We start from the raw sequence: 23195 nt of genomic DNA, 5'->3' as shown, positions 1-23195 counted from the left end.
CGCCCACGATGAAGCACAAGGCACGCGCGTTGCGGAACACCACACCGAACACGACGCCGACGCGCGAAGCAACCGCACTGCGCGCCGGCCGACGCAAGCCAGAACGAGAGTATTGAGTGAACGTTTTCTTCGAGGAATCGGGTAGTTTCAAGGCCGGCAACGTGATGTCGCGTCAAGGCGACGCGTTTCAGGTCGAGCTGCCGGGCGGGCGCCGCGCGAAAGTTCGCGCGAAAGACGTGCTGATGGAGTTCGAGAAGCCGTCGGCGGGCGAACTGATGGAACAGGCCGATGCCGCCGCACAGGACATCGATCTGGACTTTCTGTGGGAATGCGCGCCTGAAGACGAATTCCCGTTTGCCACGCTCGGCGCCGAATACTTTGGCGAGTCGTTCGGGCCCGTCGAGCGCGCCGCGCTGATTTTGCGCATGCACGGTTCGCCCATCTATTTCCGTCGCAAGGGGCGCGGCCAGTATCAGCGCGCGCCGGAAGAGCAGCTGAAGATGGCGCTCGCGTCGCTCGAACGCAAGCGTCAGCAGGCGCTCGTGCAACAGGGCTACGAAGAGGAACTGAAGGCGGGACGTCTGCCGGACGGATTCCAGAGCAAGGCGCTCGGCCTGTTGACGAAGCCCGACAAGAACGCGATCGAATACAAGGCGCTCGAAGCGGCAGCGGCGGCGCGCGGCATTTCGATGGCGCGTCTGATGCTTGAGTGCGGCGGCATTCCGTCGGCGCGCGCGCTGCACGAAGCGCGCTTCCTGTCGGAATTCTTCCCGCACGGCACGGGTTTCCCCGCCGTGACGATCGGTGCGCTGCCGGAAGATCTGCCGCAAGCCGAAATCGAAGCGTTCTCGATCGACGACGTGACCACGACGGAAATCGACGATGCGTTCTCCGTCGAGCATCTGTCCGACGGGCGTGTGCGGATCGGCATTCACATCGCGGCGCCGGCGCTGGGCATCGAACGCGGCGATGCCGTCGATGCGATCGCGCGCGGCCGCTTGTCCACCGTCTACATGCCGGGCGACAAGATCACGATGCTGCCCGATTCCGTCGTGGAAAAATTCACGCTGGCCGAAGGCGGTTTGCGCCCGGCGCTGTCGCTGTACAGCATCGTGAACCGCGAGACGCAGGAAATCGTCGTTAGCGAAACGCGCGCCGAACTCGTCTACGTGAAGAACAATCTGCGCCACAACACGCTCGACGAACTCGTCACGGAAGAGGCGCTCGCCAATGGCACGGGCGACTATCCGCATAAAGAAGACATCGCAGTGCTGTGGCCGTTCGCGCAGGCGCTGTTCGAGAAGCGCCAGCTGGCGCGCGCCGGTTTCGGCCTCAAGCGCGAAGTGCAGCGCAATACGGATTTCAACTTCTACGTCGAAGGCGAGCACGTGAGCATCACGCCGCGCCGCCGCGGTTCGCCGCTCGATACGATCGTCGCCGAACTGGCGATTCTCGCGAACTCGACGTGGGGCGCGTTCCTGCACGATCACGGCGTGCCCGGCATCTATCGCTCGCAGCGCGCGTTCGGCGCGCCGACGGGACCGAAGCGCACCCGCATGCAGACGACGGCCGCGCCGCACGAAGGCCTCGGCGTGTCGCAGTACGCGTGGAGCACCTCGCCGCTGCGCCGCTACGTCGACCTCGTCAACCAGTGGCAACTGATCGCGTGCGTGCAGCACGGCGTGACGGCCAAGCTCGCGGCGCCGTTCAAGCCGAAGGACGCCGACCTGTTCGCCGTCGTGCAAGGCTTCGACGACACCTACACCGCATACGCCGATCACCAGCGTCGCATGGAGTATTTCTGGTGTCTGCGCTGGCTCACGCAGGAAGGCAAGAAGCAGGTGGTCGCTTCCGTCGTGAAGGGCGATCTCGTGCGTCTCGAAGACGTGCCGCTGCTGCTGCACGTGCCGGGTCTGGGCGTGCATGCGCGCGGCACGCGGCTGATGCTCGAAGTCATGTCGGTGGATGAACTGACGGTCGAGGCATCGGTGCGGCCGTTGCACGTGCTCGACGCGCCGACCGTGACGAGCGGCGCGGAAGAAGAGGAAGAGGCCGAAGAAGAACTCATCGACGCCGCCGACGAATCCGCCGAAAGCGAAGCCGAAGCGCAAGCCGAAGCTGATACGGCTGCCGCTGAGGGCGACCAGCCCGCCGACTCGAACGATTCAACGCAACACGCGACGGAGCAGGGCCAATGACGACCGACACGACCACCCAGCGCCACCGCTACGCGGTAATCGGCAATCCGATTGCGCACAGCAAGTCGCCGCTCATCCACGCGCGCTTCGCCGAACAGACGGGCGAACCCGTCGAATATGGCCGCTTGCTCGCGCCTGTCGATCAGTTTGAGTCGCACGTGCGGGCCTTCATCGCCGAAGGCGGGCGCGGCATGAACGTCACCGTGCCGTTCAAGCTCGACGCGCACGCGTTCGCGACCGCGCTGTCGCCGCGTGCGGCGGCGGCGGGCGCGGTGAATACGCTGCGTTTCGAGAAAGACGGCGGCGTCTACGGCGACAACACGGATGGCTTCGGCCTCGTGCGCGACATCGAAGTGAACCTGGGCGTGTCGCTAAAGGACGCGCGCGTGCTGCTGCTCGGCGCGGGCGGCGCGGCGCGCGGCGTCGTGCTGCCGATGCTCGAACGCAAGCCGCAATCGCTCACCATCGTGAATCGCACGGCATCGAAGGCCGAGGCGCTGGTTGCACAATTCGCCAGTGCGGCCAGCGACGCCGCATGCCGTCTGACGGGCGGCAGCGCGCAGACGATTGAAACGGGCGCCTATGACGTGATCGTCAACGCAACGGCAAGCAGCCTCGACGCGTCGCTGCCCGAGTGCGACGACGGCGCGTTCGGCGCGTGTACGCTCGCGTACGACATGATGTATGGCGCGCAGCCGACCGTCTTCATGCAGCACGCCAGCCAGCTCGGCGCGCGCGCAGCCGACGGCCTCGGCATGCTGGTCGAGCAGGCGGCGGAATCGTTCTTCGTGTGGCGCGGCGTGCGTCCCGACGGCGCGCCCGTGCTCGCCGCGCTGCGCGAGATGCTGCGCGCGCCGCAAAGCGCGTGAGCGGCTAAGCGGCCGAGCAACTCATCGCAAGCGACGCGCCTCCAGATTCCACGATATGGCGACGACAATGACCAAGACGAGGCGCGCGAAGGGGCAGCGGGCCGGCGCGAGTCCCGCACGCTGGGTGATGTATGCCGGCGCGGTCTTCGTCGTCGCGTGGGTCGCCACGCAGCTTTTCTATTTCGCGCAGATCGCCGCGTGGAACTCCGTGAATCCGCAATCGACGGCCTTCATGCGCTCCGATGCCTGGCGTCTTTCGCAAGACCGCCCCGATCTGTCGATCCAGCACACGTGGGTGCCCTACGACCAGATCTCACGCAATCTGAAGCGCGCGATCATCGCTTCGGAAGATGCGAACTTCGCCACGAACAACGGCTACGAAACGGACGCGATTCTCCAGGCATGGGAGAAAAACAAGGCGCGCGGCAAGATCGTCAGAGGCGGCTCCACGATCACGCAGCAGCTCGCGCGCAATCTGTTTTTGTCGCGTGAAAAGAGCTATATCCGCAAAGGCCAGGAACTGATCATCACATGGATGCTCGAGACGCTGATGGACAAGGAGCGCATCTTCGAGATCTATCTGAATTCGGTTGAATGGGGCAATGGCGTGTACGGCGCGGAGGCGGCGGCGCGCTATTACTTCAAGACGTCGGCCGCGAACCTGACGGCCGGCCAGTCGGCCCGGCTCGCGGTGATGCTGCCGAGGCCGAAATACTTCGACGAGCATCGTACTTCCAGCTATCTCACGCAACGTGCGCGGGTGATCGCGCGCCGGATGGGCGGGGCGGAACTGCCGGACTGAGTTCCGCACAATGGCCACAGAAACGGCGGGTCCCATAACGGGACCCGCCGTTTTGCTTTCTGCACGCGCACGCATCATCCGATTCCACGCAATTCCCAAAATATGGACGTCACGCTCATATGTTGGTGAATCTCAAAAAAGCGCCCTACAATCCGGTTCAACAAGCCGACACCGGCCAGAAACACCGCCTCGTCGCCAGCGCAAAACCGCGCGGCGCACGCAGCGGGACGAAAATCGGAGACACCACGCCATGCCTTCCAGCACCTTGCTGCACAACCCGCTCGCGCTAACCCGCGCGAATCACGCGCAGCTTCGAATCACGCCCGACGCGCGCCGTCACGCCGGCATTTCGCGGTAACTCACCTTTTGTCTGTTGCCAGTCGCCATGAACAAAGCGATGACCTCTCACGTCGAGTCCGAAGCGCCCGAGGCGCCTGAAGTCGAAGCGCCGCGCAAGCCCGCCACGCGTCCCGCCAACGGCGCCGTCGTGCCGACGCCGCCCGCCGACACGATCGGCCTGCCGAGCACGCTGCTCGACATCACGCCGCAGCAAGCCGGCACGCAAACGCTGCTGCGCGGCCTCGCGATTCTCGAAGCCGCCGCCGCGGGCGTGCGCGATCTGCGCACCTTCGGCGCCGCGCTCGGCACGACGCGCAGCACCACGCACCGTCTTGTCAGCAGCCTCGTGCAGGCGCGCTATCTGCGCCAGGTGCAGGGCGGCTACCTGCTCGGCCCGAAGCTGATCGAACTCGGCACGATCGCGCTCGAGCAGATGCCGCTCACGACCGTCGCGCGTCCGCATCTGGCGTCGCTTGCCGAACTGACGCACGACACGATCCACCTCGGCGTGCGCGACGGCGACGACGTGCTGTACATCGACAAGATTCCCGGCACGCGTGGCCTCGAAATGCGCTCGCGCGTCGGCCACCGGATGCCGCTCGCATCGACGGGTATCGGCAAGGCGATGATGCTCGACCTCGGTCCCGACCAGTGGCAGTCGCTGTTCGACGCGTCGCGCCGCGCTCTCGCGGGCGTCAGCTTCAAGCCCGACAACCGGCCCGACCAGCAGACCTTCATGCAGCGCATGACGAACTACTCGGCAGGCGGCTTCACGTTCGATCTCGAAGAGAACGAAGCGTCGATTCGCTGCGTGGCCGCGCCCGTGCGCGACGCGTCGGGTTCGATCGTCGCAGCGCTGTCGGTCGCAAGCACGATTCCGTACATGTCGCTCGAGCGCATGGACGAGCTGATTCCCGTCGTGCAGCGCGAGGCGCGCGCGATTTCGGAAGAACTGGGCTGGCGTGTTCCGCAACCGACTACCCGCAGGATCAAACGATGACTCAGACGGGCTCGACCCTGTCCACGGAACAAGCCCAGCCGGCGCAGACGGCAGCAGCGGCGGGTCATGCCGCATCGGCCGCGCTGATCGCGCTCGATTGGGGCACGACGTCGCTGCGCGCCTATCTGTTCGACGCGAACGGCGCAGTGCTGGAAACGCGCGCGTCGACGGCGGGCATCATGAATCTGCCGCGTCCGGCGGCGGAAGGCGGCTTCGACGCGGCGTTCGATGCCGTCGTCGGCGCGTGGCTGGACCGCGCGCCCGAGCTGCCCGTGATCGCGGCTGGCATGGTCGGCAGCGCGCAAGGCTGGAAGGAAGCGCCGTACGTGAATGCGCCTGCGAGCGCCGATGCGCTCGTCGACGGCATCGTGCGCGTGCAGACCGCGCGCGGCGTAACGCTGAATATCGTCCCCGGCGTGTTGCAGAACGGCGAACTGCCGAACGTGATGCGTGGCGAGGAGACGCAGATTTTCGGCGCGCTGGCCTGCGCGGAACCGTCGGCGGCGGGCAAGGGCCTGCTGATCGGCCTGCCCGGCACGCACGCGAAATGGGTGATGGTGCGCGACGCGCAGATCGAGCGCTTCGACACGTTCATGACGGGTGAAGTCTTCGCGGCGCTCTCCGAGCACACGATTCTCGGCCGTACGATGCTCACGCCCGACCAGCCCGACACGGAAGCCTTCCTGCGCGGCGTGCGAGTCGCGCGCGACAAGGGCAAGGCCGGCGTGCTCGCAACGATTTTCAGCACGCGCACGCTGGGCCTGACGGGCCAGCTTGCGCGTGAGCAGCAACCCGATTATCTGTCCGGCCTGTTGATCGGCCACGAACTGAGCGGCCTCGAAGCGGCGCTCGCGCAACAACAATCGACGCTCGCCGGCAGCGCGCTGCAACTGATCGGCAACGAGGCGCTGTGCGAACGCTACCGGCTCGCGCTCGCGCAATTCGGCTGCCATCAGGCGGACCTCGTGAAGCAGGCGACCGAGCGCGGTTTGTGGCGCATCGCGGCGCAAGCGGGGCTTGTCAGCGAAGCGTCGGGCGCCGCGCAGGCCACCTGAAGCGCGGACCGGAACGCGACCTGAACAAGACCCGCGCCGGCGCGCAACGAACCCAAGGAACCGACATGTCACTCGATCTGAATCTGCCCGCACCGTACCAGCCGCACGCCGGCCTGATGGCCGCGTTCGAAGCGTGCCCGCTGGTTGCGATTCTGCGCGGCATCACGCCCGCCGATGCCGCCGATCACGGCCGCGCGCTGTACGAAGCGGGCTTTCGCATCATCGAAGTGCCGCTCAATTCGCCGAACCCGTTCGACAGCATCGCGGCGATCCGCCAGGCGCTGCCCGCCGATGCCATCATCGGCGCGGGCACGGTGCTGCGAGGCGAACTCGTGCACGACGTGAAGGCGGCGGGCGGTGAACTGATCGTGATGCCGCACAGCGACCCCGAAGTCGTGACGACGGCGAAGTCGCTCGCGATGGCATGCGCGCCGGGCGTCGCAACGCCGACGGAAGCCTTTATCGCGCTGAAGAACGGCGCGGACGTGCTGAAGATGTTCCCCGCCGAACAGCTCGGCTGCCAGGTCGTGAAGGCGTGGCGCGCGGTGATTCACAAGGACGTGCCGCTGCTTCCCGTCGGCGGAGTCTTGCCGGACAACATGGGTCCGTTCCTCTCCGCAGGCGCGAATGGATTCGGCCTCGGCTCGGCGCTGTACAAGCCCGGCCAGCCAGCGACGACGACGGCTTCGCATGCGAAAGCGTTCATCAACGGCCTGCGCATCGCGCGCGCGGGCGTGAACAAATGAAACGGCTGCAAGGCAAGGTCGCGCTGGTGACGGGTGCGGGACGCGGCATCGGCGCGGCGATCGCGACGGCGTTCGCGCGCGAGGGCGCCTCAGTCGTGCTCGCGGAACTCGACATCGAAACCGCGCAGTACACGGCCGCCGACATCGCTACGCAAACGGGCGGCAAGACGCTCGCCGTGCAGACGGACGTCACGCAATCGGCTTCCGTACAGCGCGCGGTGAGCGAAGGCGAAAGCGCCTTCGGCCCGATCGACGTGCTGGTGAACAACGCAGGCATCAACGTGTTTTGCGACCCGCTGACGATGACCGACGAAGACTGGCGCCGCTGTTTCGCCGTCGATCTGGACGGCGTGTGGAATGGCTGCCGCGCGGTGTTGCCGGGGATGGTCGAGCGCGGCGCGGGCAGCATCGTGAACATCGCGTCGACACACTCGTTCAAGATCATTCCGGGCTGCTTCCCGTACCCGGTCGCGAAGCACGGCGTGATCGGCCTGACGCGTGCGCTCGGTATCGAATACGCGCCGCGCAACGTGCGCGTGAATGCGATCGCGCCGGGTTACATCGAAACGCAGCTGACGCGCGACTGGTGGGACGGTCAGACCGACCCCGCCGCTGCGAAGCAAGCGACGCTCGATCTGCAGCCGATGAAGCGCATCGGCAAGCCGGAAGAAGTGGCGATGACAGCCGTATTTCTCGCGTCGGATGAAGCGCCTTTCATCAACGCGAGTTGCATCACGGTCGATGGCGGGCGCTCTGCGCTTTACCACGACTAAAGCGGTATCGAAGAATAAAGCAGTAGCGAAGGAAACAGAAAAAGCAGCAAAGCCGCCCCGCAAACGGGGCGACGGTGTGAACCGCCTGACGCGCTGGCCGCGTGTGTCGGTGGCGGTACAAGAAGACGCGGCCAATAACCTTCTCGTTACTCATTAGTCAGGAGACACGCATTATGAAACGCAGAATTTTCCTCACGCTGGCAGCAGCGGCGACGGCGGTGCTCTTCAACGCACCTGTCGCGCAAGCCGCCGACCCGGTCAAGATCGGCTTCCTCGTGAAGCAGCCGGAAGAGCCGTGGTTCCAGGACGAGTGGAAGTTCGCCGAAGCCGCTGCCAAGGAAAAGGGCTTCACGCTGGTGAAGATCGGCGCGCCGTCGGGCGAGAAGGTCATGAGCGCAATCGACAACCTCGCTGCGCAAAAGGCACAAGGCTTCGTGATCTGCACGCCGGACGTGAAGCTCGGACCGGGCATCGTCGCGAAGGCGAAGGCTGACAACCTGAAGATGATGACGGTGGACGACCGCCTCGTCGACGGCGCAGGCAAGCCGATCGAATCGGTGCCGCACATGGGCATCTCGGCTTACAACATCGGCAAGCAGGTTGGTGAAGGCATCGCGGCTGAAATCAAGAAGCGCGGCTGGGACATGAAGGACGTCGGCGCGATCGACGTGACCTACGAACAGCTGCCGACGGCGCATGACCGCACGGCTGGCGCAACCGACGCACTGATCGCCGCCGGTTTCCCGAAGGCCAACATCATCGCCGCGCCGCAGTCGAAGACCGACACGGAAAACGCGTTCAACGCAGCCAACATCGCGCTGACGAAGAATCCGAACTTCAAGCACTGGGTCGCCTACGGCCTGAACGACGAAGCCGTGCTCGGCGCAGTCCGTGCAGCGGAAGGCCGCGGCTTCAAGGCCGACAACATGATCGGCATCGGCATCGGCGGCTCGGACTCGGCGTTGAACGAGTTCAAGAAGCCGAACCCGACGGGCTTCTTCGGCACGGTGATCATCAGCCCGAAGCGCCACGGCGAAGAGACGTCGGAACTGATGTACGCGTGGATCACGCAAGGCAAGGAACCGCCGAAGCTCACGCTGACGACGGGCATGCTGGCCACGCGCGACAACGTCGGCGAAGTGCGTGAAAAGATGGGTCTCGCGTCGAAGTAAGCGGGACGAAGGCGTGTGAGTGCGCATGAGCGGCACTCACGCGCCGCGCGCCCCGTCGACGATCGGCGGGGCGCGAACAAGACATAACGGTTAAGAAGCAGAGGGACAAGCCACCGTGAGCGCCGCGCCATGCAAACGCGCTGCGGCATGCACGACGGTTCAATCGAAGTAACAGGAGGCAAAGTGTCAGCGACGCTGCGTTTTGACAATATCGGCAAGGTGTTTCCAGGCGTGCGTGCGCTCGACGGCATCTCTTTCGACGTGCATGCCGGCCAGGTGCATGGCCTGATGGGCGAAAACGGCGCAGGGAAATCGACCCTGCTGAAGATTCTCGGCGGTGAATATCAGCCGGATTCCGGCCGCGTGATGATCGACGGCAACGAAGTGCGTTTTGCAAGTGCGGGCGCATCGATTGCTTCGGGCATCGCGGTGATTCACCAGGAACTGCAGTACGTGCCGGACCTGACGGTATCGGAGAACCTGCTGCTCGGCCGCTTGCCGAACACGGTCGGCTTCGTGAAGAAGGCCGATGCCAAGCGCTACGTGCGCGAGCAGCTCGCGGCGATGGGCGTGGATCTCGATCCGAACGCGAAGCTGCGCAAGCTGTCGATCGCGCAACGCCAGATGGTCGAAATCTGCAAGGCGCTGATGCGCAACGCTCGCGTGATCGCGCTCGACGAGCCGACCAGCTCGCTGTCGCACCGCGAAACGGAAGTGCTGTTCAAGCTGGTGCGCAATCTGCGCGCCGACAACCGCGCGCTGATCTACATCTCGCACCGGATGGACGAGATCTATCAGCTGTGCGACGCATGCACGATTTTCCGCGACGGTCGCAAGGTCGCGTCACATCCGACGCTTGAAGGCGTGAGCCGCGACACGATCGTGGCCGAAATGGTCGGCCGCGAAATCTCTGACATCTACGGCTACCGGCCGCGTGAACTCGGCGAAGTGCGCTTCTCGGTGAAGAACATCGAAGGCCGCCCGCTGACGGAACCGGCGAGCTTCGAAGTGCGGCGCGGCGAGATCGTCGGCTTCTTCGGGCTGGTGGGCGCGGGCCGCAGCGAACTGATGCACCTGATCTACGGCGACGATCCGAAGAAGGGCGGCGAACTGGTACTCGACGGCAAGCCGATCAAGGTGAAAAGCGCCGGCGATGCGATCCGCCAGGGCATCGTGCTGTGCCCGGAAGACCGCAAGGAAGAAGGCATCGTCGCGATTGCTTCCGTGTCGGAGAACATCAATATCAGCTGCCGCCGTCATTATCTGAAGGCGGGGTTGTTTCTCGATCGCAAGAAGGAAGCCGAAACGGCTGACCGCTTCATCAAGCTGCTGAAGATCAAGACGCCGAGCCGTCGGCAGAAGATCCGCTTCCTGTCGGGCGGCAACCAGCAGAAGGCGATTCTGTCGCGCTGGCTGGCCGAGCCGGATCTGCGCGTCGTGATTCTCGACGAGCCGACGCGCGGTATCGACGTTGGCGCGAAGCATGAAATCTACAACGTGATTTACGAGCTGGCCCAGCGTGGCTGCGCGATCGTGATGATCTCGTCGGAACTGCCGGAAGTGCTGGGCGTGTCCGACCGGATTCTCGTGATGCGCCAGGGGCGCATTTCGGGCGAACTGCCGCGCAGCGCCGCCACCGAGCAATCGGTGCTGAACCTCGCGCTGCCGAAGAGTTCGACGACGGCGCAGGCGGCCTGAACGCCTGGACACGCCGGCCGGATGAAACGAAAACCGCAAGACATCTGTAACTGACAGGATCTACAACAGTCCTGTAACCCGTGGGGAACGGGAGGAGTGAACCAAATGCAAGCCAGAGAAAACCTCGCGCAACAGGCCGCCAAGAGCGCCGCTGAAGCGCTGATTCCGCAAGCCAACGACAAGCAGAAGTGGTGGCAGCAGATCACGGAGTACAGCCTGATCGTGATCTTCGTCGTGATGTTCATCACGATGTCGCTGACCGTCGATCACTTCTTCTCGATCGAGAACATGCTCGGCCTCGCGCTGTCGATTTCGCAGATCGGCATGGTCGCGTGCACGATGATGTTCTGTCTCGCGTCGCGTGACTTCGACCTTTCCATCGGCTCGACAGTCGCCTTTGCCGGTGTGTTGTGCGCGATGGTGCTCAACGCGACGGGCAACACGTTCATCGCGATCATCGCTGCCGTCGTGGCGGGTTCGGTGATCGGCTTCGTCAACGGCGCGGTGATCGCGTATCTGCGCATCAACGCGCTGATCACGACGCTCGCAACGATGGAAATCGTGCGCGGCCTCGGGTTCATCGTGTCGCACGGTCAGGCCGTGGGCGTGTCGTCGGATACGTTCATCGCGCTCGGCAGCCTGTCGATGTTCGGCGTGTCGCTGCCCATCTGGGTGACGCTGGTCTGCTTCATCGTGTTCGGCGTGATGCTGAATTCGACGGTGTACGGCCGTAACACGCTGGCGATCGGCGGCAATCCGGAAGCGTCGCGTCTCGCGGGTATCAACGTCGAGCGCACGCGCGTCTACATCTTCCTGATTCAGGGCGCGGTGACGGCGCTGGCAGGTGTGATTCTCGCGTCGCGTATCACGTCGGGTCAGCCGAACGCTGCGGAAGGCTTCGAGTTGAACGTGATTTCGGCGTGCGTGCTGGGCGGCGTGTCGCTGCTCGGTGGCCGCGCGACGATTTCGGGCGTCGTGATCGGCGTGCTGATCATGGGCACCGTCGAAAACGTGATGAACCTGATGAACATCGACGCGTTCTATCAGTACCTCGTGCGCGGCGCGATCCTGCTCGCGGCGGTGTTGCTGGACCAGTTGAAGAATCGCGGTTCGCGTGACTGATAGCGACTGATTTCTCTTAACGCCTGATGCCAGAAGAAGGAAACCGAACGATGTCGTCTCCCGCCAACGCGAACGCGCGTGAAGAACAGGGCGTCTACGCGCGCTATCCGAGCCTCGTGGATCGCACGGTGCTGATCACGGGCGGCGCGACGGGTATCGGCGCATCGTTCGTCGAGCACTTCGTTGCGCAGGGCGCGCGCGTCGCGTTCTTCGATATCGACGAAACGGCGGGCGACGCGCTCGCCGATCAACTCGGCGATTCGCGTCACAAGCCACTATTCTTGCGGGTCGATCTGACCGATATCGACGCGCTGAAGAAGGCGATCGCCGACGTGCGCGCCGCGCTCGGCCCGATCGAAGTGCTGGTGAACAACGCGGCGAACGACAAGCGTCACAAGATCGAAGAAGTGACGCCCGAATCGTTCGACGCAGGCATCGCCGTCAACATCCGTCACCAGTTCTTCGCGGCGCAAGCCGTCGCCGAGGACATGAAGGCGGCGAAAAGCGGCTCGATCATCAATCTCGGCTCGATCAGCTGGATGCTGAAGAACGGCGGCTACCCTGTGTACACGCTGGCGAAGTCGGCAGTACAGGGACTCACGAAGGGACTGGCGCGCGATCTCGGTCATTTCGGCATTCGCGTGAACGCGCTGGTGCCGGGCTGGGTGATGACGGACAAGCAGAAGCGTCTGTGGCTCGACGACGCCGGGCGTCTCGCGATCAAGCAGGGCCAGTGCATCGACGCCGAGTTGTTGCCCGAAGACCTGGCGCGGATGGCGCTGTTTCTCGCCGCCGACGACAGCCGCATGATTACCGCGCAAGACATCATCGTCGATGGAGGCTGGGCATGAGCGACACGATCACCAACGTTCAGGCTGCATTGCTGGTCGATTCGAAATGCACGCTGGGCGAAGGCGCAACGTGGGACGCGCGCAGCGGCCTTTTCTACTGGACGGATATTGAAGGCGCGCGGCTCTGGCGTTACGATCCGCGCGATGGCCGCAGCACGTTCTGGCGCATGCCCGAGCGGCTGTCGACCTTCGCGTTGTGCGCCGATCCGCATTTCATGCTGTTGGGCCTCGCGTCGCGGCTGGCTTTCATCGATCTTGCAACGGCCGAGATCGAGTCCATCGTCGATGTCGAGCCGGGCATGAACACGCGCGTCAACGACGGTCGCTGCGATCGCCAGGGACGCTTCGTGTTCGGCACGAAGGACGAAGCGTCGCCAGTGCAGGCCATCGGCGGGTTTTACCGGCTGAATCACGATCTGTCGCTCGAACGTCTGGCATTGCCATCGCCGGCGATTTCGAACAGTATCGCGTTCAGCCCCGACGGCGCGACGATGTACTTCTGCGATTCGCCGACACTCGAAATCCGCGCATGCGATTACCGCGCGGACGGCAGCGTCGCGAACGAGCGGCTGTTCGTGAAGCTGACCGACAAGACGGGCGAGCCGGACGGTTCGACGGTCGATAGCGAAGGCGGCCTGTGGAATGCGCAGTGGGGCGGGCGGCGCGTGGTGCGCTACGACGCGAGCGGCGTGGAGACGGAGCGCGTCGACGTGCCGACCGTGCAGCCCAGTTGCGTCGCGCTGGGCGGCGCGCAACTCGGCACGCTGTATGTGACGAGCGCGCGCGTCGGGCTCGATGCGCAGGCGCTGGCCGGCGATACGCGCGCCGGCGGCGTGTATGTCGCGACGCAGGGCCGGCGCGGTTTGCCGGAGCCGGTGTTCAAGGGATCGCCTGCGGCGAAGCGTGGTGCGTAATGCAAGCGCGCGGTGCGCAACGCAGGCGAACTAAAAGACTTTCGCAGTATCCGAAGCAAGGTAGTCCACGCCCCGAAGGCAGTCAGATTTGGGGCGCGCAACAAAACTCAGGAGGCGGCCGCTACGACGTGCCGCCCGCACAAGCAGCCATCTGTTCTCCGATGCGCCGATCATGCCGTCCGATGCCTCTCGTGGGAGTGTGATATGACTGTCGCGAATTCCGCTGTCCCATCTTCTCCACAATCGCGCGCGCGGCGCGCCCGGCTCGAGGCCACCGTGCAGCCGGTGCTGGCCGGGCCGAGTACGTCCGCAGTGGCGGTCGGCGCGGGAAGCGCCGCCGACGTCGCGTGCGTGACGCTCGCCAATTCGCTGCTGCGTCTCGATGTGGCGCCGTCGCTGGGCGGCGGCATCACGCGCTTCGACTTTCGCAACGAAGGCACGCTCGTGCCTGTGTTCCGGCGCTGCCGTCATGTCGATGCGGACACCGACGCGAATGATCTCGCCTGCTATTCGCTGCTGCCGTATTCGAACCGGATCGGCGGCGGGCAATTCATGCTCGGCGAGCGCGCGATCGACGTGCCGTGCAACCGCACGGGCGAGCCATTGCCGATTCACGGCGACGGCTGGCTTGCGGACTGGACCATCGCGGCCTCTGACGCCGAAAACCTCACACTGACGCTCGACCGTCGCGACGGTAAACCGTACGCGTATCGCGCGACGCAGACTTACGCGCTCGACGGATCGACGCTCGTCATCACGCTCGAAATCGAAAATACCGGACGCGAAGCGATGCCGTTCGGCCTCGGCGTGCATCCGTTTCTGGTGCGCGATGCCGACACGCAACTGTCGGCGGCTGCGGCGGGCTTGTGGCTGTCGGACGAAGACTGGCTCCCCGTGCGCCACGTGCCCGTGCCGCCCGCGTGGCAGTTCGGCGTTGCGTATCCGTTGCCGCGCTCGCTTGTCAATCACGCGTTTACCGGCTGGAGCGGACATGCGACGGTCGTGTGGCCGAAGCGGCGTCTGTCGTTGACGATGTCGTCGAGCACCGAGTACTACATTCTTTACACGCCGACGTCGAAAGACTTTTTCTGCTTCGAACCCGTCGATCACCCGATCAACGCGATGAACCTGCCGGGCGGCGCTGCCGACAACGGCATGACGATGCTCGCGCGCGGCCAGCGGCTTGCACGCTCGTTCAGCTTCGCGGTCGAGCGCACAGGACTGCGCGCGATGGCGGGTGGGCGCGCGGCGAAGCGCGGGTAGCACGGGCGGGCAGCCGAAGCGGGCTGATCGCCGATACGGCCCGCATTGCGCCGCGCGAGTAAAATACGCGGCTCATCCGTTACCCGCGCGCCGCGAGATTTTCTATGTCCACATTCATCCAGACGCTCGACCACGCATGGCACACGACGAATTCGCTGCTGTGCGTCGGCCTCGATCCCGAGCCGACCAGGTTTCCCGGCGCGTACGCCAACCGTTCTGACGCGATCTTCGATTTCTGCAAGAGGATCGTCGACGCGACAGCGCCTTATGCATCGTCGTTCAAGCCGCAAATTGCCTACTTCGCCGCGCATCGCGCCGAAGAGCAGCTCGAGCAGCTGATCGCGCACATTCACCTGAAGCATCCGGGTCTGCCCGTGATTCTGGACGCGAAGCGCGGCGATATCGGCAGCACGGCCGAGCAGTACGCGCGTGAAGCGTTCGACCGTTATCGCGCCGATGCCGTCACGGTGAATCCGTACATGGGCTTCGATTCGATCGAGCCGTATCTGGAGCATGACGGCAAGGGCGTGATCGTGCTGTGCCGGACGTCGAATCCAGGCGGCTCGGATTTGCAGTTTCTGGAGACGGAAGGTCGTCCGCTGTATCAGACCGTCGCGCGGCTCGCGGCGGAAAAATGGAACGCGAAGGGCCAGCTGGGTCTGGTGGTCGGCGCGACGTTCCCGAAGGAAATCGAAGTGGTGCGCGGCATCGTCGGCGACATGCCGCTGCTGATTCCAGGTATCGGCGCGCAAGGCGGCGACGTCGAAGCGACGGTCCGGGCGGGCCGCACGGCAGCGGGCGCGGGCATGCTGATCAATTCGTCGCGTGCGATTCTGTACGCGGGCAAGGGCGACGATTGGGTCGAAGCCGCCGCGCAAGCCGCGAAGGATACGCGCGACCGGATCAACGCGTTTCGTTAAAGCGCGGCTTTAGTGTTGTGAAGGCCGGGCCCGGTTAAGCGCCGGCCGGCCCAAGCTTTTCGATCAAGTCCCGATGCTGCGGATACTCGCGCACCAACGCGTCGACATCCGCAATCTCGAACTCGCTGAACTCGAAGCCCGGCGCGACCGTGCAGCCGACGAGCGCAACGCTCGCCGCGTCGTCGCATTGCGCGGCGAACCACCTACCTGACCGCACAACGGCTTGAAACACGCAGTCGGCATGTTCGAGCGCGTTGCCCAAACGATGAACGGTGAGCGAGCCGTCGTCTTCCAGCGCATAAACGTTGAGCGGATCGCCGGCATAGAAATGCCAGACTTCGTCCGACTGAATGCGGTGCCACGCGGAGTGCGCGCCATCGCAAAGCAGGTAGTAGATCGCCGTGGAAGCGGAGCGGGAATTGGCGGAACCTTCGCGCCGGATGGCATCGGACGAGCGGTACGTCTCGCGAAAGAACCCGCCTTCGGGATGTGGCTGGAGATCGAAGCGGCGGATCAGTTCATCGCGGTCGATATGACGGGCCATGATTTCCTGCTGTAGTTGAGAACCTGGAAGCTCAGCGCTCCCGCTCGTCGAGCAAGGTCAACAGCCCGCGCAATGCGTGCGTCGCCGCCTGCACGCGCACGCGCTCGCGGTCGCCCTTGAACACCAGCGTCTCGACGACGGTATGCAGCCGGTTGCTCCAACCGAAGCACACCATCCCGACCGGCTTTGTCTCGGTGCCGCCGCCGGGGCCCGCCACGCCCGTAATGGACAGCGCGACCTGCGCGCGGGAATTCCGCAACGCGCCCTCGACCATCGCCCGCGCGACGGGCTCGGACACGGCGCCGTGCTTCTCGATGAGATCGGGCGGCACGCCGATCATCTCGCTCTTGGCCTGGTTCGAGTATGTGACGAAGCCGCGCTCGAACCATCCGCTGCTGCCGGAAATATCGGTGATGGCCGTCGCGACCATGCCGCCCGTGCAGGATTCAGCCGTGGCAAGCATCAGCCGCTCATCGCGCAGACGATTGCCGGCGCGAATGGCGAGTTGGTGAACGACGGAATCGGTAGCCATGCTGGACTCGGGGTAAGAAAAACGCGGGAAACGCAGGAAACGATCAGACCGACATCCGCCAGAGCGCAATCACGAGCAACGTGAAGAACGCCGCGACGAGATCGTCGAACATGATGCCAAAGCCACCTTTCAGTCTGCGGTCGAAATAACGGATGGGCGGCGGCTTCACCATGTCGAAGAAGCGGAACACGATGAACGCCCACAGCTGTCCCGTGAAGGTGGCGGGCGTCACCATCAGCAGCACCAGCCAGAACGCGACGATCTCGTCCCACACGACAGGCGACGGATCTTCAATGCCGAGCCGGTTCGCAGTGAAGCCGCAAATGCCGATGCCCGCGACAAAACCGACGACGATCAGAATGCCCCATTCGATGACGGTCAGCTGCGCACTGAACGCAGCGAACGATGCCCAAGCGAACAGCGTGCCGAACGTGCCGGGCGCGATCGGCGACAGGCCGCTGCCGAAACCCAGCGACAAGATATGCAATGGATGTGACAGCATGAAGCGCGCGGTCGCGCGGCGTGGCCGCGGCGCACGCGGCTCGCCGTTCGAGGTTCCTTCAGGCTTGCCGTCGGGTGTACCACCGGATGGGCCGGGCTGTCCGCCTGTTGGCGCCTCGGAGAAACTGCCGGCCGGGCCAAGCGAGGATTCATTCTGCATGGAAATGATCGAAGCCTTGCAACGTCAATGTAAGTGGAGCACCTGACGCGTCGTGCCACGAGATCGCGGGCACGGCGTCGGCTGCATCGAGCGGAGTTATTGTACCGACGCGTGTCACGGGCAAACGCGCCTGTTGACCCGCTGCAACGACTTCGGCGCGCGCGGACGGCGGCGCGGTGAAGCACAACTCGTAATCGTCGCCGCCCGCGATCGTGCAGCGGCGCTGGATGTCCGTAGAGAGGCGGCGCAGCGCGTCCGAGCGCGGCAGCGCGTCGGCCTCGACGGTCGCGTTCACGCGCGAGCGTTCGAGGATGTGCATCAGGTCGCCCGCCAGGCCGTCGGAAATATCCAGCGCGGCGCGCGCGACCCCGCGCAACGCGAGGCCTAGAGCGACGCGTGGCTCGGGTAGCTCCATGGCGCGGCGGAATGTCGCAGCGTCGTTGGCATCGGCGGACCACTCGCCGCGTTGCACGCCGAGGCTCGCACGCGCATCGCCCAGTGTGCCGGATACCCAGATGTCGTCGCCGGGCTGCGCGGCGTCGCGGCGCAGTGCGCTCTGGGGCGGCACCGAGCCGAACACGGTGATGCACAGATTGAGCGGCCCGCCCGTCGTATCGCCGCCGACCAGTTCGCAGCCGTGGCGCTCGGCGAGATCGAAGAGGCCGTCGCTGAACGCGGACAGCCAGTCGGCGTCGGGTTTCGGCAGCGAGAACGCGAGCGTGAACGCCTGCGGCTTCGCGCCCATCGCCGCGAGATCCGACAGATTGACGGCGAGCGCCTTGTGGCCGAGCGCCTTCGGATCGACGTCGGGAAAGAAGTGGCGGCCTTCGACCAGCATGTCCGTCGAAATGGCGAGCATCTCGCCGGCAGGCGGCGCGAGCAGCGCGCAATCGTCACCGATGCCAAGGACCGCGCGCTGCGGGTAGGTCGAACCCGACGCGCGGCGCGCGAAGAAGCGGTCGATCAGCGAAAACTCTGAAAGCATAAATAAGGCGTACGAGCGCGAAAGACGGCGGAAGCGGGTGGATGGATGCGTTCAAGAAACGCTAATCGAAGCTAACACGACGCTAAAGGCGCGCATTGTAGTCGCGGTGCGGAGCCCGACAAAACGGTGTGCTTTCCTTTCACGCTGTTTCGGTCGCGGCACTTGCACCCGGATTGCAGGGTTCGACTTTTGGGATTGGCGCTACAATGCGATCGAACATCTATTCTAATCCGCACTTCCAAGTCCGCTTATGTCGACTCCCGTCAATACCAAACTCCGTGAAGCCGCTCTCGATTATCACGAATTCCCGACCCCCGGGAAGATCGCGATCGCCCCGACGAAGCAGATGATCAACCAGCGCGACCTCGCGCTGGCGTACTCGCCAGGCGTTGCGTTCGCGTGCGAGGCGATCGTCGAAAACCCGCTGAATGCGGCGCGCTTCACGGCGCGCAGCAACCTGGTCGGCGTCGTGTCCAACGGCACCGCGGTGCTCGGCCTCGGCAACATCGGGCCGCTCGCGTCGAAGCCGGTCATGGAAGGCAAGGCCGTGCTGTTCAAGAAGTTCGCCGGTATCGACGTGTTCGACATCGAGCTGAACGAGTCGGACCCGCACAAGCTGGTCGAGGTGATCGCGGCGCTCGAGCCGACCTTCGGCGGCATCAACCTTGAAGACATCAAGGCGCCGGACTGCTTCATCGTCGAGCGTGAATGCCGCAAGCGCATGAAGATCCCCGTCTTCCACGACGACCAGCACGGCACGGCGATCGTCGTCGCGGCGGCTGTCACGAACGGCCTGAAGGTGGTCGGCAAGAGCATCAAGGAAGTGAAGCTGGTCGCATCGGGCGCGGGCGCGGCGTCGCTGGCGTGTCTGAGCCTGCTGGTCGATCTCGGCATGCCGATCGAGAACATCTACGTGACCGACCTGGCCGGCGTTGTCTACAAGGGCCGCACGGAACTGATGGACCCGGACAAGGAGCGTTTCGCTCGCGAGACCGACGCGCGCACGCTGTCGGAAGTGATGGGCGGCGCGGACGTGTTCCTCGGCCTGTCGGCGGGCGGCGTGCTCAAGCAGGACATGGTCAAGGGCATGGCTGACAAGCCGCTGATTCTCGCGCTCGCCAACCCGACGCCGGAAATCCTGCCGGAACTCGCGCTGGAAGTGCGCCCGGATGCCGTGCTTGCGACGGGCCGTACCGACTATCCGAATCAGGTCAACAACGTTTTGTGTTTCCCGTTCATCTTCCGCGGCGCGCTCGACGTCGGCGCGACGGTGATTACGAAGGAAATGGAAATCGCCGCGGTCAACGCAATCGCGGAACTGGCGCGCCAGGAACAATCTGACATCGTTGCGACGGCTTACGGCATTCAGGACCTGTCGTTCGGTCCGGAATATCTGATTCCGAAGCCTTTCGATCCGCGCCTGATCGTCCAGATCGCGCCCGCCGTCGCGCAGGCCGCGATGGATGCCGGCGTCGCCACGCGTCCGATCGAAGACATGGAGGCGTACAAGCAGCATCTGCAGCAGTTCGTCTACCACAGCGGTACGACGATGAAGCCGATCTTCCAGCTCGCGCGCGGCGTCGAGCCGGAGAAGAAGCGCATCGTGTTCGCGGAAGCCGAAGAAGAGCGCGTACTGCGCGCGGTGCAGATCGTCGTTGACGAAAAGCTGGCGAAGCCGATTCTGATTGGCCGTCCGGCTGTGATCGAGCAACGCATCGCGAAATTCGGCCTGCGTCTCGTCAACGGTCAGGACTACACGATCGTCAACACCGACCACGACGAACGCTACCGCGACTTCTGGCAGACGTATCACAAGATGATGTCGCGCAAGGGCTTCACCGAGCAGATGGCGAAGCTCGAAATGCGCCGCCGCACGACGCTGATCGGCTCGATGCTGGTGAAGAAGGGTCACGCCGACGGCATGATCTGCGGCACGGTCAGCACGACGCACCGCCACCTGCACTTCATCGATCAGGTGATCGGCAAGAAGGAAGGCGCGAAGGTCTACGCGGCAATGAATGCGCTAGTGCTGCCGAACCGCCAGATTTTTCTCGTCGATACACACGTGAACGTCGATCCGACGGCGGAAGAACTGGCCGAGATCACGATCATGGCGGCGGAAGAAGTGCGCCGCTTTGGTATCGAGCCGAAGATCGCGCTGCTGTCGCACTCGAACTTCGGCACGAGCAACGCGCCTTCTGCACAGAAAATGCGCGATGTGCTGGCTATCTTGCACGAACGCGCGCCGCATCTGCAGGTGGACGGCGAAATGCACGGTGACCTGGCACTCGACGCGAACCTGCGCAAGGAAATCCTCGCGGATTCGACGCTGGAAGGCGACGCGAACCTGCTGGTGCTGCCGAACATCGACGCCGCCAACATCTCGTACAACCTGCTGAAGACGGCGGCTGGCAACAACATCGCGATCGGGCCGATCCTGCTCGGCGCGGCGCAGCCGGTACACGTGCTGACGCCGTCGGCGACGGTTCGCCGGATCGTCAACATGACGGCGCTGTTGGTCGCCGACGTGAACGCAACGCGATAAATCTGTCGTTGTTTCGGCGCGGGCTATTGGATTTTAGCCCGCGCAGGCAAAAAAAAGAGGCGTGCCCGCAATGGGCACGCCTTCGAGCAATGGCTGGGGATTAGCCATCCCGCAAAAAGGCAGACGCTGACATGAATCCGTTGTTCGAACTGTCCGGACGACGAGGCATGAACGCCGTCCAACATCTTGCCTCGGAGATAACTTTATCTCACTCGGGCTAAAACCTCTGTCAAAATGTGTCATATCTTGCGTCGGCGCCCTGCCGTTTTCGCTTGGACGGCCTTTCGTCCGACCAATGAACATTGATTCCAAAAGACATTAGCGATACCCTTACGACTTTCATGGTCGTCAAACTCGTTAGTCAACAGCGGGAATCCTGGACTCATGGCACGCAAGTGGCTCCGCGACGGCGTGCTGATCGCCGCCTTGACGCTTGGAGGTTTTGCCGGCGGTTTTCCGGCAGGTGGCTGGGCCCGGGAAGTGCAGCAGGGACAGGCCGGAGGCACGATCGCGGTGGCGCAATTGCCGCCGCAAGCCGTCAGCACATTGAACTTGATTGCAGCTGGCGGGCCTTATCCGTATGAGAAGGACGGCGTCGTATTCGGCAATCGTGAGCGGTTGCTGCCGCCGCACCGGCGCGGCTATTACCACGAATACACCGTTCCCACGCCAGGCGCCCGCGATCGCGGCGCACGCCGCATAGTCTGTGGAGGGCCGCTCAAGCGGACCACCAATTGCTTTTACTCAGACGACCACTACGCCAGTTTTAATCGCATTATTGAATGACATCGGGATAATCGGCATGAGCGACAACGTCTACGCGCACGACTCGAAAGTCGCGACGGATTTTCTCGCGGCCGGCGACGGCAATATGTTCCAGCGCGTCATGCAGATGCGCGATGCCGGCCAGGTCCGTGACGTCCAGAACGAAGCCAGTACGGGCCTTTCATCGGAAGAGGAGCGCATGAGTCTTTTCCAGACCGTACGACCGAACATCGTGCAGTCGATCCGCGCGTTCCGCGTGCAGGATCTCGCCGACGAAGCGGGTCGGCTCGGTCAGCATTTCCTCTATGCGTTTGTGGGCAATGCCCAGTCGAAGCAGGAAGTGATGGAAACCATCGCGACGTCGTTCCTGTTTCCGAAGCATTTCGGCAAGAATTACGACGCGCTATACGACTCGCTGACCGATCTCGTTCACAAGGCTGGCTCGCAACCGGGATTCGTCATCGTGCTGGAAGCGCTGCCTATCGCGATCAAGTTCGACAAGGAAGCGCGCGAGACGCTGCTCGACGTGTTCCGCGAAGCGGCGGAATTCTGGGCGGAGCGGAAAGTGGCGTTCCGGGTGTTTTACTCGTTCGCCTGAGTGTTGGATCTGTAATAAGAAAGGCCCGCCGATTGGCGGGCCTTTTGCATTCTTGCGTGGACTTCCTTCGGACGAAGGCGCCGGTGAGACGCGCCGCTTACCAGCCGCCCCAGCGCGCAGCCAGCGCGGACAGCACGGCGATCCCGGCTGTCTCGGTACGCAGCACGCGCGGGCCGAGACCGACGGACGTGAAGCCGTGGTCCGCTGCTGCCGCTTCTTCGGCAGCCGAGAAGCCGCCTTCCGGGCCGACCAGCACCAGCGCGCGAACTGTCGGCGGATCGGTGGGCAGGGCGGAGAAGGGCACGCTCGCGCGCGGCGACAGCAAGAGGCGCAACTCGCCGTCGGCGGGCTGCTTCGGCATGGAGCTGAGCCACGTGGCGAGTTCGCGTGTCGGCATCACTTCGGGCAGGCGGTTGCGCCCGCACTGCTCGCACGACGCCTGCACGATCCGCTGCCAGTGAACCTGGCGGCGTTGCGCCCGCTCGCCGGAGAGGCGAACGACGCTGCGGGTGGTAGTGAGCGGCACGAATTCCGACGCGCCGAGTTCGGTCGCCTTTTCGATCAGCCAATCCATCTTGTCGCTGCCGGCGATTCCCTGCGCGAGCGTCAACTGATAGGGCGGCTCAGCCTCGACGTCGCGGAACGGGCCAATCCGCACGATGGTTCCATGTCGATCCATATCGACGATTTCGGCGCCGTACTCGCCGCCGGTGCCGTTGAACAGGCTCACGGTGTCGCCCGGCTGCAGGCGCAGGACGCGCACGTGCCGATTGACTTCATCCGGTAGGGAAACGATGTCGTCGGTTTTGAACGGGGTGCCGACGAAGAAGCGAGGCATAAGGA

General features: G+C 64.3%; 22 protein-coding genes. 17 read left to right on the top strand and 5 right to left on the bottom strand.

Annotated features, from left to right (window positions below; translation table 11 throughout):
• Positions 1-116 precede the first annotated feature (116 nt).
• The 14 genes from C2L65_RS13540 (at position 117) to pyrF (ending at position 15722) form a co-directional block, all read left to right on the top strand.
• Positions 117-2198 (top strand): ribonuclease catalytic domain-containing protein, encoded by a 2082-nt coding sequence (locus tag C2L65_RS13540; RefSeq protein WP_042307953.1) that lies wholly within the window; start codon positions 117-119, stop codon positions 2196-2198.
• Entirely contained in the window at positions 2195-3067 is an 873-nt protein-coding gene (gene aroE, locus C2L65_RS13535; RefSeq protein ID WP_042307956.1) for a shikimate dehydrogenase, read from the top strand. The genes C2L65_RS13540 and aroE overlap by 4 nt, the downstream gene beginning before the upstream one ends.
• Positions 3068-3134: 67 nt before the next feature.
• Complete coding sequence (gene mtgA / locus C2L65_RS13530; RefSeq protein WP_042308041.1) at positions 3135-3869, top strand: monofunctional biosynthetic peptidoglycan transglycosylase; 735 nt, start codon at positions 3135-3137, stop codon at positions 3867-3869.
• Positions 3870-4254: 385 nt separating this feature from the next.
• Positions 4255-5208 carry an IclR family transcriptional regulator gene (locus C2L65_RS13525; RefSeq protein WP_042307958.1) on the top strand — a complete coding sequence of 318 codons (954 nt, stop codon included), beginning with the start codon at positions 4255-4257 and terminating at the stop codon, positions 5206-5208.
• The gene (locus C2L65_RS13520; RefSeq protein WP_042307960.1) at positions 5205-6263 is read left to right on the top strand and encodes a 2-dehydro-3-deoxygalactonokinase; all 1059 of its coding nucleotides are present in this window, start codon (positions 5205-5207) and stop codon (positions 6261-6263) included. The genes C2L65_RS13525 and C2L65_RS13520 overlap by 4 nt, the downstream gene beginning before the upstream one ends.
• A 65-nt stretch (positions 6264-6328) precedes the next feature.
• Entirely contained in the window at positions 6329-7009 is a 681-nt protein-coding gene (locus C2L65_RS13515; RefSeq protein ID WP_042307962.1) for a 2-dehydro-3-deoxy-6-phosphogalactonate aldolase, read from the top strand.
• The gene (locus C2L65_RS13510; protein ID WP_042307963.1) at positions 7006-7782 is read left to right on the top strand and encodes an SDR family oxidoreductase; all 777 of its coding nucleotides are present in this window, start codon (positions 7006-7008) and stop codon (positions 7780-7782) included. Before C2L65_RS13515 ends, C2L65_RS13510 begins: the two co-directional genes overlap by 4 nt.
• A 173-nt stretch (positions 7783-7955) precedes the next feature.
• Entirely contained in the window at positions 7956-8954 is a 999-nt protein-coding gene (locus C2L65_RS13505) for an arabinose ABC transporter substrate-binding protein (RefSeq protein WP_036002561.1), read from the top strand.
• A 183-nt stretch (positions 8955-9137) separates the two neighbouring features.
• Positions 9138-10652 carry an L-arabinose ABC transporter ATP-binding protein AraG gene (gene araG, locus C2L65_RS13500; protein WP_042308042.1) on the top strand — a complete coding sequence of 505 codons (1515 nt, stop codon included), beginning with the start codon at positions 9138-9140 and terminating at the stop codon, positions 10650-10652.
• A gap of 105 nt (positions 10653-10757) precedes the next feature.
• Positions 10758-11774 carry an L-arabinose ABC transporter permease AraH gene (gene araH, locus C2L65_RS13495; protein WP_007743609.1) on the top strand — a complete coding sequence of 339 codons (1017 nt, stop codon included), beginning with the start codon at positions 10758-10760 and terminating at the stop codon, positions 11772-11774.
• 50 nt (positions 11775-11824) lie between these two features.
• Complete coding sequence (locus tag C2L65_RS13490; RefSeq protein ID WP_042308044.1) at positions 11825-12625, top strand: SDR family NAD(P)-dependent oxidoreductase; 801 nt, start codon at positions 11825-11827, stop codon at positions 12623-12625.
• The gene (locus tag C2L65_RS13485) at positions 12622-13539 is read left to right on the top strand and encodes an SMP-30/gluconolactonase/LRE family protein (protein ID WP_042307969.1); all 918 of its coding nucleotides are present in this window, start codon (positions 12622-12624) and stop codon (positions 13537-13539) included. The genes C2L65_RS13490 and C2L65_RS13485 overlap by 4 nt, the downstream gene beginning before the upstream one ends.
• 204 nt (positions 13540-13743) lie before the next feature.
• Positions 13744-14802 (top strand): aldose 1-epimerase, encoded by a 1059-nt coding sequence (locus C2L65_RS13480; protein WP_042307970.1) that lies wholly within the window; start codon positions 13744-13746, stop codon positions 14800-14802.
• 104 nt (positions 14803-14906) lie between these two features.
• Positions 14907-15722, top strand: a complete 816-nt coding sequence (pyrF, locus tag C2L65_RS13475; RefSeq protein WP_007743605.1) for an orotidine-5'-phosphate decarboxylase — start codon at positions 14907-14909, stop codon at positions 15720-15722.
• A 34-nt stretch (positions 15723-15756) separates the two neighbouring features.
• Here the strand turns inward: pyrF and C2L65_RS13470 are convergent, their stop codons facing one another.
• From C2L65_RS13470 to thiL, 4 genes are read right to left on the bottom strand one after another with little or no spacing between them, the layout of a single operon-like run.
• Positions 15757-16266: a cupin domain-containing protein gene (locus C2L65_RS13470; RefSeq protein ID WP_042307972.1), complete on the bottom strand. Its 510-nt coding sequence runs from the start codon at positions 16264-16266 to the stop codon at positions 15757-15759.
• Between the two features lie 31 nt (positions 16267-16297).
• On the bottom strand, positions 16298-16798 hold the full coding sequence (locus C2L65_RS13465) for a CinA family protein (RefSeq protein WP_007743603.1): 501 nt from the start codon (positions 16796-16798) through the stop codon (positions 16298-16300).
• 43 nt (positions 16799-16841) lie between these two features.
• The gene (locus C2L65_RS13460; protein WP_174485052.1) at positions 16842-17459 is read right to left on the bottom strand and encodes a phosphatidylglycerophosphatase A family protein; all 618 of its coding nucleotides are present in this window, start codon (positions 17457-17459) and stop codon (positions 16842-16844) included.
• On the bottom strand, positions 17449-18444 hold the full coding sequence (gene thiL / locus C2L65_RS13455; RefSeq protein ID WP_042307973.1) for a thiamine-phosphate kinase: 996 nt from the start codon (positions 18442-18444) through the stop codon (positions 17449-17451). The genes C2L65_RS13460 and thiL overlap by 11 nt, the downstream gene beginning before the upstream one ends.
• Before the next feature lie 250 nt (positions 18445-18694).
• On the opposite strand from thiL, the gene C2L65_RS13450 reads away from it, so the two are divergent.
• The 3 genes from C2L65_RS13450 (at position 18695) to C2L65_RS13440 (ending at position 22352) form a co-directional block, all read left to right on the top strand.
• Positions 18695-20989 (top strand): NADP-dependent malic enzyme, encoded by a 2295-nt coding sequence (locus tag C2L65_RS13450; RefSeq protein ID WP_042307975.1) that lies wholly within the window; start codon positions 18695-18697, stop codon positions 20987-20989.
• A 384-nt stretch (positions 20990-21373) separates the two neighbouring features.
• Positions 21374-21775: a ribonuclease gene (locus C2L65_RS13445; protein WP_042307977.1), complete on the top strand. Its 402-nt coding sequence runs from the start codon at positions 21374-21376 to the stop codon at positions 21773-21775.
• A gap of 16 nt (positions 21776-21791) precedes the next feature.
• Positions 21792-22352, top strand: a complete 561-nt coding sequence (locus C2L65_RS13440) for a barstar family protein (RefSeq protein ID WP_007742464.1) — start codon at positions 21792-21794, stop codon at positions 22350-22352.
• A 97-nt stretch (positions 22353-22449) separates the two neighbouring features.
• Here the strand turns inward: C2L65_RS13440 and C2L65_RS13435 are convergent, their stop codons facing one another.
• The gene (locus tag C2L65_RS13435; protein WP_042307979.1) at positions 22450-23190 is read right to left on the bottom strand and encodes a 16S rRNA (uracil(1498)-N(3))-methyltransferase; all 741 of its coding nucleotides are present in this window, start codon (positions 23188-23190) and stop codon (positions 22450-22452) included.
• Positions 23191-23195: the final 5 nt, after the last annotated feature.

This window comes from Paraburkholderia terrae (assembly GCF_002902925.1).
Taxonomy (GTDB): domain Bacteria; phylum Pseudomonadota; class Gammaproteobacteria; order Burkholderiales; family Burkholderiaceae; genus Paraburkholderia; species Paraburkholderia terrae.
The sequence above is the reverse complement of the archived record's forward strand: the minus strand, read 5'-3'. Positions and strand labels throughout refer to the sequence as shown.

Bases quoted from the DNA above. Each gene is read 5' to 3' on its own strand.
- C2L65_RS13435 (WP_042307979.1), bottom strand. From the start codon at position 23,190: ATGCCTCGCTTCTTCGTCGGCACCCCGTTCAAAACCGACGACATCGTT.
- aroE (WP_042307956.1), top strand. From the start codon at position 2,195: ATGACGACCGACACGACCACCCAGCGCCACCGCTACGCGGTAATCGGC.
- C2L65_RS13505 (WP_036002561.1), top strand. From the start codon at position 7,956: ATGAAACGCAGAATTTTCCTCACGCTGGCAGCAGCGGCGACGGCGGTG.
- C2L65_RS13460 (WP_174485052.1), bottom strand. From the start codon at position 17,459: ATGCAGAATGAATCCTCGCTTGGCCCGGCCGGCAGTTTCTCCGAGGCG.
- C2L65_RS13480 (WP_042307970.1), top strand. From the start codon at position 13,744: ATGACTGTCGCGAATTCCGCTGTCCCATCTTCTCCACAATCGCGCGCG.
- C2L65_RS13520 (WP_042307960.1), top strand. From the start codon at position 5,205: ATGACTCAGACGGGCTCGACCCTGTCCACGGAACAAGCCCAGCCGGCG.
- C2L65_RS13485 (WP_042307969.1), top strand. From the start codon at position 12,622: ATGAGCGACACGATCACCAACGTTCAGGCTGCATTGCTGGTCGATTCG.
- C2L65_RS13440 (WP_007742464.1), top strand. From the start codon at position 21,792: ATGAGCGACAACGTCTACGCGCACGACTCGAAAGTCGCGACGGATTTT.
- C2L65_RS13510 (WP_042307963.1), top strand. From the start codon at position 7,006: ATGAAACGGCTGCAAGGCAAGGTCGCGCTGGTGACGGGTGCGGGACGC.
- araH (WP_007743609.1), top strand. From the start codon at position 10,758: ATGCAAGCCAGAGAAAACCTCGCGCAACAGGCCGCCAAGAGCGCCGCT.
- C2L65_RS13490 (WP_042308044.1), top strand. From the start codon at position 11,825: ATGTCGTCTCCCGCCAACGCGAACGCGCGTGAAGAACAGGGCGTCTAC.
- thiL (WP_042307973.1), bottom strand. From the start codon at position 18,444: ATGCTTTCAGAGTTTTCGCTGATCGACCGCTTCTTCGCGCGCCGCGCG.
- pyrF (WP_007743605.1), top strand. From the start codon at position 14,907: ATGTCCACATTCATCCAGACGCTCGACCACGCATGGCACACGACGAAT.
- C2L65_RS13445 (WP_042307977.1), top strand. From the start codon at position 21,374: ATGGCACGCAAGTGGCTCCGCGACGGCGTGCTGATCGCCGCCTTGACG.
- C2L65_RS13515 (WP_042307962.1), top strand. From the start codon at position 6,329: ATGTCACTCGATCTGAATCTGCCCGCACCGTACCAGCCGCACGCCGGC.
- C2L65_RS13470 (WP_042307972.1), bottom strand. From the start codon at position 16,266: ATGGCCCGTCATATCGACCGCGATGAACTGATCCGCCGCTTCGATCTC.
- C2L65_RS13525 (WP_042307958.1), top strand. From the start codon at position 4,255: ATGAACAAAGCGATGACCTCTCACGTCGAGTCCGAAGCGCCCGAGGCG.
- C2L65_RS13465 (WP_007743603.1), bottom strand. From the start codon at position 16,798: ATGGCTACCGATTCCGTCGTTCACCAACTCGCCATTCGCGCCGGCAAT.
- C2L65_RS13450 (WP_042307975.1), top strand. From the start codon at position 18,695: ATGTCGACTCCCGTCAATACCAAACTCCGTGAAGCCGCTCTCGATTAT.
- mtgA (WP_042308041.1), top strand. From the start codon at position 3,135: ATGACCAAGACGAGGCGCGCGAAGGGGCAGCGGGCCGGCGCGAGTCCC.